Raw genomic sequence first — 12956 nt, 5'->3', positions numbered from 1 at the left:
TGTTATAGTGTCGCTTTTGCGTTGTAAGAGCTTTACTTTTGATGTCCGTCCAGCCCCTAGATGTGGCGCATCCAGCCCCTGGAACGGGTCGTTTTAGCCCCTGGATGCGGTCGTTCTAAGGGCTGGATGTAGAGCATCCAGGGGCTAGACCAGAAATGAAAGCTTCAGTTTTAGACTTCAGAAACGCCTCTTTTAGACTTTAGAACACGTGCTTTTAGACTTTAAAAACGGCCCTCTTCAGACTCTGGAAATGCCAATTCAAGACTCGGGGAGCATCGCGAAACCTATGCAATTGCAACACTGAGCCTAAAAACACAAGAAAAGAGAAAGGATCCTGCCGCAACAGAATCCTTTCTCTTTTCTTTTATTTCAAAGGTGCTGGTCCATCTAATGTCGGAATGACCGGAATAATACGCCCCTTTTTATCGAATGTCAGGCGGTCTATGCAAACCTCACGATGAATGCCCGGCTCATGATTTACGTAGTTTTTATTAATGCGGTGGTAAACAATGTACCACTCGTCTTTTCCGGGAATCTGCAACACCGAGTTATGGGCGGTGCCATAAATCTTATCCTCGGGTTTCTGTTTGATGACCAAATAGTTCTGTTCATCGATGCTGATAGGACCGAGGGGTGACTTGCTGGTGCCATAACACACATGGTAATTGGGCGAGCCAGTATCGTCAACACTCCACATGAAGTAATAGTTACCTTTGCGATAGAACACATAAGCACCCTCGCGGAAAGCCCATGTCTGAAGGTTGCCCCCCTGAGGTGTCATGTGGGTGATGGTCTCTTTCTTCACTGAGAGCATGTCGTCATTCAACTCTGCACCAGCCATAAAGCCATTGCCCCAGTACAGGTAGTACTTGCCACTCTTGGGATCTTTAAACACATCAACATCGATGGCCTGTCCTCCACGAGCCTCACGAGGACGATCATTATCGGTGATGATTGGTGCTCCGCTATCCACGAACGGACCTGTTGGACTGTCGCTCACGGCCACACCAATTTCCTTGCGATTGGTCTTAGGGTTATGAGCAGAGAAATAAAAGTAGTACTTGCCTTTCTTTTCAATGATACATGGTGCCCAAGCATTGCCAGTGGCCCATTTGACTTGATCGCCCTTCACATCAAGCATCTTTCCTTCATCTTTCCAGTCGATCAGATTGTCGGAAGAAAAAACACTGAAGTCGTGGCCGCCCCAACCAGGGGTTCCATCGGTGGTGCTATAGATGTAATACTTCTTGGTCTTGTTGGAATAGAGCACTTCGGGATCTGCATGAAAACCACTGAGGATGGGTTGCTTGTGATTGGGGAATGCCTTCAGAAGGCGCTCTTTCTCGGCACGAGTGATTGGTATAATGGTTCCATGACGTGGGGTAAACTTACCACGCATCTCCGTATTCTGCACAAACTTAAAAGTCTTCAGGTCTTCCGACTTGCAGAACTGATAATGCCCATTGCCATAACAGTCGTACATGATAATCCACGACTTGCCATCGATGGCCTTGCAAACGCCGACGCCTTCCACGCTCTCCTTGGTCTGCTCTACATTGCCGCCAACCATCTGCCACTTGTCAGTTAGGTTCTTGGCAACAGCTTGGTAGATTCCCCTACCCGACTCCTGCTTATAGAAGAGATGATACATCTGGTCGGCATCGTTATAGACAATATCACCATCAATAGTGGCATTGCCCGCATCAAACAACCACTGAGGTTCGCCCTCCAAATCGGTAAAGTCCTTGTTAGCATACTGATAATAGATCCGATCGTAAGAGCCAGGATCGCTGGTACGAAGCGAATAGAACACCATATACTTGCCGGCTTGACGGTCGTAGATAGTCTCAGGTGCCCACACGCGAATGACGTTCTTCCATTTCTTGGTATAACGTGTCGGGAAGTTGATGGTGGAGTGTTGCCAGTTGACAAGGTCTGTTGACTTCAGCAACACCATACCACGGTTGCTGCTCCACCCCAACGATGAGCGCATATCGGTGACCACCATATAAAACGTCTTGCCATCCTCTCCGCGCAGAATATGGGGATCACGCACACATTGAGTCAGTGCGATGGTATCGCTTTCGATAACTGGCATACCATCGTTCAGCGGCGTATAGTTATAGCCATCGTCACTCAAAGCATAACATATTTGCTCGTCCTTGGGGTCGTTACTATTAAAGTAGGTGAACAGATAGGACACCATCTCATTGGGGTCCTGTGGTTCCAGCGCCACAGGCTGTTTCTTATCCACAGCCGACGTCGTACACACTGATGCGACCATAAGAAAGGCCGTCAATAGAGATTTTGCAGTATTCATATTGTTTATGATAGTTAGTTTGAATTCGTTTTAGTGAATCAGTTTATCATTCAGTAGGCAAAGGTACTGAAAAAGAATGAGACAGCAAAAGGTTTTCGAACTATTCTTTGGCTATTCGATAGAAAATGTGTATTTTTGCAGCAAAGTTATAGAAGAAGATATTAAAGACTGCTTAAAATGGATGTAAGAAACTGGAATAGATTCTGCAACATACTAAGTATCATTGCTATATTGATCATTGAAACTTCGTCTGCCAACGCCCAGAATATCCAAAAAGGCAACTATGGTTACCTGTATTGTCACATGAGTGACCAAGGTGAGTTCACGGCATACGCCCTGAGCCGAGACGGTTATCACTACGAGGATCTGTTGGACGGAAAGGCCATCATGGATCCTAAAGTACATGCTCGCATTGAGGGTGGTCAGCGCGATGCCTACATCACACGCAGCTATGACGGCAAAGGCTTCGTGATGGTGACCACCGATATGTGTGTTGCCAAAAGCCATGTGTGGGACAACTATGGCATCGATTTGCTGAAAAGTGACGACCTGACCCACTGGACCAGCGTCACCTTTGACTATCGCAAAGGCACCAGCATCTTCTCTGATGCCAATGCCTGCAGCGTCTATAAAGATTGGAGCACCATTAATCGCGTATGGGCACCACAGATTTTCTGGGATCCCGACTACACATGGGAGAATGGAGAAAAAGGTGGCTACTTCATCTATTACTCCATGTGGAACCGAGCCGAAGAAGCATACGACCGAATGTATTATAGCTATGCCGACAAGTCGTTTACCAAGCTGACGCAGCCCAAGCTATTGTTCGACTGGGGATATGCCACCATTGATGCCGATATCAACCTGCTGCCAGACGGGCTCTACCACATGCTGATCAAGAAAGAAGGTGGCAAGCCTGGCATCTATACTGCCACTTCAAGACATCTGACCCACGGATGGGGTGAACCCGTAGAAGACGACTACGTATCGTTTGAAGGGAAGAAGAAGTGCGAAGGCTCAAGCGCCTTTCAACTGATTGGCGACAAGTCTTGGCGCGTGGCTTATATCCAATATAGCGACAGACCCAAACATTATCGCATCTGCAAGGCCGACGAGAACCTGCGCAACTTCCGTGAACCGGTAGATATTGAAGGTGTCACAGCTCCTCAGCATGGTTCATTCATGCGACTGACGAAAAAGGAATATAAGCGCCTGAAGAAGTGGTCAGACGCACAAAACAAGAAATAACAAACCCTATAAAAGCAAGACAACAAGAATACTATGTCATGCATACTACATATTGAAACAAGCACTGACGTTTGCTCTGTAGCTGTGAGCGAAGACTCACATGTCATTTTCCAGCAGGACGACCATTCCGGTCCCAACCATGCTGAGCGACTGGGCACCATGATTGACGAAGCACTCTCGTTCACCGACAATCATGCCATTCCATTTGACGCCGTTGCCGTAAGTTGCGGTCCAGGCTCATATACCGGCCTGCGCATCGGTGTCTCAATGGCTAAAGGTATCTGTTATGGCCGGAACCTTCAGTTAATAGCTGTTCCGACCCTCGAACTGCTATGTGTGCCCGTGTTGCTGAGAGAACTGGTTCCCGAGAATGCTATTCTCTGTCCGATGCTTGACGCACGCCGCATGGAGGTCTATGCCGGACTCTACGACCGAGCACTGAAGCCCGTTCGCGAAATTCGTGCCGACATTGTCGATGCAGACACCTATCGTGAGTATCTAGACAAGCAGCCTATCTATTTCTTTGGCAATGGCGCCAAGAAATGTATGGATGTCATACAGCACCCCAATGCACATTATATCGATGGCATTGAGCCATTGGCCAAATGGATGCAACCTTTGGCTGAACGCCGTTTGCTGAGTGGACAAGTAGAAGATGTGGCCTATTTTGTGCCTTTCTATCTAAAGGACTACGTAGCCAAAATGCCATCAAAGTTGATTTAGAATATGGAAATAAAAGGATTGGATTATAACACACAACGAGAACCATTGTTACTTCCGGAATATGGTCGGGAGATTCAAAAAATGGTGGACCACGCCGTAACGCTCCCCACACGAGAGGAACGTCTTCGCTGTGCAAAGACCATCGTCCGTTTGATGGAAACAAAAATTCCCCACATTCGCGACAATGCAGACTACAAGCAGGCACTCTGGGACCATCTCTATCTGATGAGCCACAAACAGCTGGACATTGACTGGCCCTTCGATATCAGCAATGCAGATGTTATCAATGCCAAGCCAAAGCCCATGGCCATCCCACAAGAGCACGCTCACCTACGCCATTATGGACATTTGGTTGAAGAACTCTTTGAGAAATTGAAGACCATGGAGCCAGGCGAGAAGCGTGATGAGCTCACGCGTCTGACCGCCTACCAGATGAAGCGAGACCTTGCCCTGTGGGGACGAGGTTCGATGGACAACGAGAAAGTGGCCGACGACTTAGCTCGTTTCACCGACGGTGTCATCCAAATCGATCTGTCAAACTTCACCTTCAACCCCGTGAAGTTCAACGAAGAGCCCAAGCGTAATAACAAGAGAAAAAAGTAAAATAGCCCCCGCCCATGTCAGCATTCCAAATAGAAGGAGGTCATCTGCTCAGCGGAACCATTTTTCCTCAAGGAGCCAAGAACGAGGCTCTGCAAGTGATTTGTGCCACTCTGCTCACCAGTGAACCTGTCACCATCAGCAACATTCCCCACATCCGCGATGTGATGAATCTCATACAGTTGCTCAAGGACATCGGTGTGAAGGTTGTTGAGGACGAGCACTCTACCTATACTTTTACAGCAGACCATCTGGACTTAAAGTATTTGGAGAGCGATGAGTTCGTACAGAAATGTGCCCAGCTACGTGGTTCGGTCATGATGATTGGTCCATTGCTGGCACGAATGGGCAAAGCCATTATCGCTAAGCCAGGCGGTGACAAGATTGGACGCCGCCGTCTGGACACACACTTCCTGGGTTTCGAACGCTTAGGAGCACAATTCAATCATGCTGCCAAACGAGATGTCTATGAGATCTCTGCATCATGCCTAAAGGGTGCATACATGCTTCTCGACGAAGCCTCGGTCACTGGTACCGCCAACATCGTCATGGCGGCTGTTTTGGCTAAAGGTACGACAACCATTTACAACGCTGCATGCGAGCCTTATATTCAACAGCTCTGCAAAATGCTAAACAAGATGGGAGCACGCATCAGTGGCATTGCATCCAACCTGCTCACCATCGAGGGCGTTGAAGAGCTTCATGGTACAGTTCACCGCATCCTACCCGACATGATTGAGGTCGGTTCATTCATTGGTATGGCAGCCATGGTAGGTGATGGCATCCGCATTAAAAACGTTTCTATCAAAGACCTTGGCATCATTCCTGACACCTTCCGGCGTATGGGTATCACGGTTAATGAAGAAGACGACGACCTCTTCATCCCTCGTATGCGTCACTACGAGATACAATCGTTTATTGACGGAACCATCCTCACACTTGCAGATGCACCTTGGCCAGGCTTGACACCAGACCTTCTCTCGGTGCTTATCACCGTGGCCACACAGGCACGTGGCTCCGTACTTGTTCACCAGAAAATGTTTGAGAGCCGCCTATTCTTTGTAGATAAGCTGATAGACATGGGTGCCCAGATTATTCTTTGCGACCCCCATCGCGCAGTAATTGTTGGTCATGACAGAAAGCTACAACTTCGTGGTGGCCGCATGTCAAGCCCCGATATCCGTGCAGGCATTGCTTTGCTTATCGCCGCCATGAGTGCTAAAGGTGTGAGCCGCATCGACAATATCGAACAGATTGACCGTGGTTACGAGAACATAGAAGGACGTCTGAACGCTCTTGGTGCAAAGATTCAACGCATATGATACGTAAGGAAGACGTCTATAAGATAGGAAAGATAGGAAAGGCTCACGGTGTTAAGGGTGAACTCAGCTTTATGTTCGACGATGACATCTTCGACCGTGCCGATGCCGACTACCTGATTCTGGAGGTTGATGGCATTCTGGTACCTTTCTTTATGGAAGAATATCGTTTCCGCTCGGACTCCACCGCCTTAGTAAAATTCTGCGATATCGATACGCTCGAACGTGCAAAGGAACTAACCAACTGTGATGTATTCCTGCCTCGCAACATGAACGAAGACCAGGAAGACATTACATGGACCTACTTTGTTGGATTTACCATCATCGACCACGACAGTCAGAAGACAGTCGGCCGCATTGCCAGCATTGACGACACGACCATCAATATCCTTTTTTGTTTAGAAGACGGACTACTCATACCCGCTTCCGAGGATCTTATCACAGCTATCGATCAGAACAAGAAAACAATAACAATGGCCCTTCCTCAGGGCATCTTTGATATATGAAACAAATAGCAATTCTCGGTTCTACCGGCTCTATTGGCACACAAGCCCTTGAGGTCATAGAGGAACACTCAGACCTCTACGAGGTATATTGCCTCACAGCCAACAACAAAGTAGAACTTTTGGCACAACAGGCACACAAGTTTAAGCCTGCCGCCATTGTCATAGCCAACGAGGCCCGCTACGAAGAACTCAAGCAACTGATGAGCGACATGCCCGACGTGAAGGTGTATGCCGGTGCTCGCGCGCTTGACGAAATCGTGGAAGCAGGTCCTATAGACATGGTATTGACTGCCATGGTTGGTTTTGCAGGTCTCTCACCCACCATCCATGCCATCAAAGCACATAAGACCATCTGTCTGGCCAACAAGGAAACGCTGGTTGTTGCCGGTGAACTTATTTGCAAGCTTGCCCTTGAGAACCGGTCTTCAATCTTGCCCGTTGACAGCGAGCACTCTGCCATCTTCCAGAGTTTGGTTGGCGAAGACAACAACCCCATTGACAAGATTCTCCTGACAGCCTCAGGCGGTCCTTTCCGCCTGAAAAGCATGGAAGAGATTGCGCACGTCACAAAAGCAGATGCCCTGCGTCACCCCACCTGGGATATGGGTGCCAAAATCACCATCGACTCTGCATCCATGATGAATAAGGGCTTCGAAGTGATTGAAGCCAAATGGCTGTTTGGCGTAGAGGCCTCACAGATACAAGTATTGGTTCATCCCCAGAGCATCGTGCATTCCGCCGTCCAATTCCAAGACGGTTCGGTCAAAGCGCAGCTCGGTGTACCCGACATGCGCCTGCCTATCCAGTATGCATTCTCGTTCCCACAACGTCTGCCTCTTAGCGGTCAGCGCTTGGATTTGTTCAAACAGCCACTCGAATTTTTCGAGCCCGACCTCAACAAGTTCCGTTGTCTGGCCATGGCCTACGAAGCCATTCACCAAGGAGGCAACATGCCCTGTATTGTCAATGCTGCCAACGAGATTGTAAATAGAGCATTCCTTGAGGACCGCTGCGGCTTCCTACAGATGGGCGACATCATAGCCCAGACCATGCAGCGCGCCACCTTTGTGAAGACTCCTACCTATGAAGATTATCTCAACTCCGATGCCGAGGCACGTCGCATCGCCACGGAGCTATTATAATTAACCACAAACATCCAACAAGAACAATATGGAAGTATTTCTCATAAAACTCCTGCAGTTCATGCTTGCCATCGGACTGCTTGTACTCCTCCACGAAGGAGGTCACTTCTTCTTTTCCAAACTCTTTGGCGTACGCGTAGAGAAGTTCTACCTCTTCTTCGACGTATCCATTGCCAAATGGAAAGGCGCCCTTTTCAAGTTTAAGCCAAAGAAAAGCGACACTGAATACGGTATCGGCTGGCTTCCCCTCGGAGGCTACTGCAAGATAGCCGGCATGATTGACGAAAGCTTCGACACCGAACAGATGAAACAGCCCGTTCAGCCTTGGGAATTTCGCTCAAAGCCAGCATGGCAGCGTCTGTTTATCATGATTGGCGGTGTGCTTGTCAACTTCCTCCTGGCTCTGTTCATCTATTCGATGGTGCTCTACACCTGGGGCGAGTCGTATGTACCCGTCAGCGAGATGTCACAAGGCATGGAGTTCAACAAGCAGGCGCACGAGCTGGGCTTCAAGGATGGCGACGTGCTGCTGGCCGCAGATGGCAAGCCTTTCAAGAAGTTCGATAGCGACCTTTTCCGCGTCATCTCAGAGGCACAACAGGTTGACGTGCTGCGCCAAGGACAGCCTGCCACCATCACACTGCCTGGCGACTTGAACCTTCTGGAGATGATTCAGTCGGCACCCATCTTCTGTCGCGCATACCTCCCCGCTGTCGTAGATAGCGTTCTGCCCAATACCGCAGCAGCTGCTGCTGGTTTACAGAAAGGAGCCGTACTGCTGAGCATCAATGGTAAAGCCATCAATTCATACAATCAGTTTATAGATGAGATTGGCAGAATGAGCGATGTCTATAAAGCTGCACAAACACCTCAGGAACAATTAGCGGCTCGTGCCATCACTATTACCTACCGTCAGCAAGGCCACACCTTCCGTGCCAGCACTACATTGAGTTCAGACCTGAAGCTTGGCTTCGCACCAAAAGCCATCTACGAACCCACAACCACACGGTATAGCTTCTTCGAGAGTTTCCCCGCTGGAATCAGATATGGTTGGCACGTGCTTGCGTCCTACGTTGACGACCTCAAGTATGTCTTCACCTCCGATGGTGTCAAGTCGCTCGGTGGATTTGGTTCTATAGGCAATCTCTTCCCTGCCACCTGGAACTGGCATCAGTTCTGGCTGATGACGGCATTCCTCAGCATCATCCTTGCTTTCATGAATATTCTGCCCATCCCAGCACTCGACGGTGGCCATGTGCTCTTCCTCATCTACGAGATGATTACCCGCCGCAAACCCTCAGAGACTTTCATGATACGCGCAGAGTATGTAGGTTTCGGCATTGTCATCCTGCTGATGATTGTTGCCAACCTAAACGACATTCTGAGGCTTCTGTAACAGTTTGAGGATGGCTGCATACCAGCATCCGAAACCGACATAGATAAGAATGGTCTGCACGACCGTAGGATGCAGATGATCAATCACCGAATAAGGTATTTGTGCCAACAGCGCAAGTACCTTATTTAATATATGTACCACTCCCACCAGCAGTTGCCCGACCACATCGAAAGGTGTCACCCAGAAAAGCAATGCCAAATACAAGATGATGGTCACCGATGGAATAGCTATAAAGTTGGTTAACAGGAAATAGGGTGAGAATGTACCGAAATGATATGCCAACAATGGTGCCACACCTATCTGAGCAGCCACCGACACGACCATCAGGTCCCAAAGCCATTTGACCACCGGATACTTTAAAAAACGATTCTTATCGACCAATTCATCGACAACAGGCGTGATTAAAACAATTGATAATACGGCTGCAAACGACAACTGAAAACCAATATCATATACCACCGTACGATCTGAAATCATCAGGATGAGGGCCGTCAGCGCCAACACATTGAGCGGGTATCCCCTGCGTCCGCCCAATGCCAACAGCGAATAGACCGTCAGCATAATAGCAGAACGCACCGTGCTTGTTGCCATGCCTGTCAACAACGTATAGCCCCACACCATCGACAAAATGATGGTCTGCACCAAGACACTTCGTTGTCTGTTCAGCGAAAGTCTCATCAGCAACATATAGATGATACTGAGATGCAAGCCGCTCAACGCCAGAACATGAGCAGCACCTGTCACAGAATAGATTCGCCTGACATCCTTACCGACTGCTTTCTTTTCGCCTAAAGTCATTGCCGCCAGCACACTACGGTCGGCCTCATCAGTTGTCAGCATGGCATATCTCTCTGCCATCATGTGTCGATAGCCATCCATTGCCCTGCTTGTATGACGATTCTGCGAATAGCGTCTGGCTCGCTCATTTTCCGGTTTCAGGCCATTATACAAAATGAGACCCACCATCAAACAAATGGTGAGTCCCAATAGTGCTGTGAAATGCAATCGTCTCATGCTGTCTTTTCCTGTTGCTTATTCTTGTGAGAACTTTACCGGCAACTCCAATATAAAACGCGTGCCCTCATAATAAGAACGATCGATATACAACTTTCCATGAAGAGCCTCAGCAAGACGGCGACTGATAGGAAGTCCCAAACCGACACCTTCAGTATATTCGTTCAGCTTCACAAAGTTCTCAAACACCTCGTCAAACTTATCCGTAGGTATGCCGATACCCGTATCAGTGACCGTAATCTGAAGATTATACTCGTGCAGCCGGCATCCCAATGTGATTCCGCCCTCCTCCGTGAACTTCACTGCATTGTTTAGAACCTTATTCAAAATCTCGCTCACAATGTTACGATTGCTGTAAATGGTATAGTCATCAGGCAGTTCACTCTCGAAAGAAAATACCAGATCCTTATGCTGTGAAGCCTTGGCAAGATTTAGCGCTGTCCGGCACACATCGTTCACGTGCATCGGCGTGCGTTCCTGTTCCACTACGATACTCTCACCGTGAGCAAGTTCAAGCAGCTCATTGATAATCACTGTGATAATCTCCACATTCGTTGATATACGCTGTTCCAACTCAATGCGTTCCTCTTCGCTCAGGTCCATACCGTTCATACAGAGCACCTGCGAGAAGCCGTTAATGGCATTTAGCGGTGTGCGTATCTCATGACTCATTGAACGAATAAAGGCCGACTTCATTCGATCTGATTCCTCTGCTCTATCCAAAGCAATACGTAACTGCTGATTACGCTTCCAAATGGTGCGCATTAAATTCCTTCGTCCCATGATATAGACGAAGATGTAAACAAAGATTGATATGTAAAAAACGAGTTCCCAGTTCATCGTTGACTTCTTGACTTCATTAGGTGTCTGCAAAAGTAGGAAAAAAAATAGGTATCCACAAAAAATTTAGGAGTTTTAACTAAAATGAGCCAGTATTTTCGTTTAGATAGCAAATTATTTTGTATTTTTGCCATCAATAGATAACCACTTAAACACTATAACAATGAATCTACGTAAGTTCATCCTTGTTTTATTATTGGCAACAGGTGCCGGTCTTTCACACGCACAATCGTTCTATCTATGTAGCCAAGGCGACACACGCACCACCAATCAAATTTCGTTTTCCAACAATGGTTCCACGCTGAATGACAATATCCAGACAAGTGCTATAGACAGCATCACCATACACGTGCCCGCATTAAAGTTTGTGGGTGGCGACCTATCCATGCTCACCAAGTATGAAAAACAGGGGGCACAATACAAAGACAAGAATGGCAGTGCCATCAGCGACCTGCTGTCTTTCGTCAGTGAACAAGGATGGAACACCATCCGCGTGCGTTTGTTTGTTGACCCGGTGAAAGGCCAATCTATCACTGATGATGCCAACAAGAAAGAGGTCATCCAGGACCTCGACTTCGTGAAAAAGCTTGGAAAACGCATCAAAGATGCCGGCATGCTGTTCATGCTCGACTTTCACTATAGCGACACCTATGCAGATCCCGGCAAGCAGTGGACACCACAAGACTGGCAATCGCTTGGTGCCACCCAGCTGAAGGAGAAGATCTACGAATATACTCGTGACTGCCTGCAACAGCTGAAAGACTATGGTGCTGCCCCCGACTTCATCCAAACTGGCAACGAGATTAGCTATGGCATGCTTTGGGGCGCAAAAGGTACTACTGACAACCGCTGCTATTCCACGAGTAATGCCAACAACTGGAATCGTTTCTTTGAGTTGCTGCAGCAAGCAGGCAGAGCCTGTCGCGAAGTTTGTCCGCAGGCCAAGATTATCATTCACAGCGAGCGCGTGCCGAAAGTCAATGTGTTGCTCGATTTTTTCGACCGCATGAAGAATGCCCGAATCGACTACGACATCATCGGACTGAGCTACTACCCCTATTTTCACGGCAAGCTGTCAGTACTTGACAACGTGCTTTCCCAACTGGAAGCAAAGAACTACGGCAAAGACATCCAGATCGTAGAGACCGGCTATCCCTGGAAATGGGCCATACCCGGCACCACCACTGATCTGCAAACCACCTATCCCTACTCCAACGCCGGACAGAAAAACTACACCGCAGACCTGATCTCTCTCTTGAAGAATCATCCTCAAGTGAATGGTCTGTCATGGTGGTGGGCCGAAGCCAATGCCAAGGGAACCTCTGGCGACCTGAACACAGGTTGGTATAACGCCAGCCTCTTCGACAACGAGACGGGCAAAGCGCTGGATGCACTCTACGAACTGCAGAATTTCAAATAAGCAACAAGTAGCCTGTTTCGTAGGTTTCAGAGCATAACCGCCGCTACCTAACCCCATAAAAGCTATGGTTTTGCATCGCAAAAGCAGCCGTTTCATTTCCTAAGAGTGGCAGTATTGACTTCTAATAGTGCCAGTATTGACTTCTAATTCGGTAAGTTTTGATCCGCATCCAGCCCCTGGAAGTTCGCTATCCAGGGGCTGGATGCGCTCATTCTAGGGGCTAGATCCACCCCATCCAGGGGCTGGAATAGACCATTCCAGGGGCTGGAACAAAATCAAAAGTAAAACTACTGGTGTTTTAAACTCTTTCTCTTACCTCTCAAAAGAGAAAGAACAGGCCCTCCATTCTTCCTAAACAGAACCACAAAAGAACCAATCCCTCCCCTCGGGGAGGTGAGGAGGGGGTTACAAAAATAGGCAGTGCTTTT

Annotated in this window: 11 protein-coding genes; 8 read left to right on the top strand and 3 right to left on the bottom strand. The window is 48.2% G+C overall.

Going from position 1 to position 12956, the window contains the following annotated elements:
* Window positions 1–364: 364 nt before the first annotated feature.
* Window positions 365–2320, bottom strand: a complete 1956-nt coding sequence (locus L6472_RS02310) for a family 43 glycosylhydrolase (RefSeq protein WP_237806809.1) — start codon at window positions 2318–2320, stop codon at window positions 365–367.
* A 177-nt stretch (window positions 2321–2497) separates the two neighbouring features.
* On the opposite strand from L6472_RS02310, the gene L6472_RS02305 reads away from it, so the two are divergent.
* Genes L6472_RS02305 through rseP form a run of 7 tightly spaced genes read left to right on the top strand, consistent with a single transcriptional unit; the run spans window position 2498 to window position 9254 of the window.
* Window positions 2498–3568 carry a glycoside hydrolase family 43 protein gene (locus tag L6472_RS02305; RefSeq protein WP_237806807.1) on the top strand — a complete coding sequence of 357 codons (1071 nt, stop codon included), beginning with the start codon at window positions 2498–2500 and terminating at the stop codon, window positions 3566–3568.
* Window positions 3569–3601: 33 nt separating this feature from the next.
* Window positions 3602–4291 carry a tRNA (adenosine(37)-N6)-threonylcarbamoyltransferase complex dimerization subunit type 1 TsaB gene (gene tsaB, locus L6472_RS02300; RefSeq protein WP_237806806.1) on the top strand — a complete coding sequence of 230 codons (690 nt, stop codon included), beginning with the start codon at window positions 3602–3604 and terminating at the stop codon, window positions 4289–4291.
* 3 nt (window positions 4292–4294) lie between these two features.
* Window positions 4295–4894 (top strand): DUF4290 domain-containing protein, encoded by a 600-nt coding sequence (locus L6472_RS02295; RefSeq protein ID WP_237806804.1) that lies wholly within the window; start codon window positions 4295–4297, stop codon window positions 4892–4894.
* Between the two features lie 14 nt (window positions 4895–4908).
* A complete protein-coding gene (gene murA, locus L6472_RS02290; RefSeq protein ID WP_237806802.1) occupies window positions 4909–6213 on the top strand; it encodes a UDP-N-acetylglucosamine 1-carboxyvinyltransferase in 1305 nt (434 codons plus the stop codon).
* The gene (gene rimM / locus L6472_RS02285) at window positions 6210–6716 is read left to right on the top strand and encodes a ribosome maturation factor RimM (RefSeq protein ID WP_237806800.1); all 507 of its coding nucleotides are present in this window, start codon (window positions 6210–6212) and stop codon (window positions 6714–6716) included. The genes murA and rimM overlap by 4 nt, the downstream gene beginning before the upstream one ends.
* Complete coding sequence (locus tag L6472_RS02280) at window positions 6713–7858, top strand: 1-deoxy-D-xylulose-5-phosphate reductoisomerase (protein WP_237806798.1); 1146 nt, start codon at window positions 6713–6715, stop codon at window positions 7856–7858. The genes rimM and L6472_RS02280 overlap by 4 nt, the downstream gene beginning before the upstream one ends.
* A gap of 28 nt (window positions 7859–7886) precedes the next feature.
* The gene (gene rseP / locus L6472_RS02275; protein ID WP_237806795.1) at window positions 7887–9254 is read left to right on the top strand and encodes an RIP metalloprotease RseP; all 1368 of its coding nucleotides are present in this window, start codon (window positions 7887–7889) and stop codon (window positions 9252–9254) included.
* Here rseP and L6472_RS02270 read toward each other — a convergent pair.
* Window positions 9228–10268, bottom strand: a complete 1041-nt coding sequence (locus L6472_RS02270; protein WP_237806793.1) for a ComEC/Rec2 family competence protein — start codon at window positions 10266–10268, stop codon at window positions 9228–9230. The two genes, rseP and L6472_RS02270, sit on opposite strands and share 27 nt — an antisense overlap.
* An 18-nt stretch (window positions 10269–10286) precedes the next feature.
* Window positions 10287–11108, bottom strand: a complete 822-nt coding sequence (locus L6472_RS02265; RefSeq protein ID WP_237806791.1) for a sensor histidine kinase KdpD — start codon at window positions 11106–11108, stop codon at window positions 10287–10289.
* A 163-nt stretch (window positions 11109–11271) separates the two neighbouring features.
* Between L6472_RS02265 and L6472_RS02260 the strand changes: the two genes are divergently transcribed.
* Window positions 11272–12528 (top strand): glycosyl hydrolase 53 family protein, encoded by a 1257-nt coding sequence (locus L6472_RS02260; protein ID WP_237806789.1) that lies wholly within the window; start codon window positions 11272–11274, stop codon window positions 12526–12528.
* Window positions 12529–12956: the final 428 nt, after the last annotated feature.

The sequence above is a fragment of the Prevotella sp. E13-17 genome (genome assembly GCF_022024035.1).
GTDB lineage: Bacteria > Bacteroidota > Bacteroidia > Bacteroidales > Bacteroidaceae > Prevotella.
Note: the sequence above shows the minus strand (reverse complement) of the source record. Positions and strands in the feature narration are given on the sequence as shown.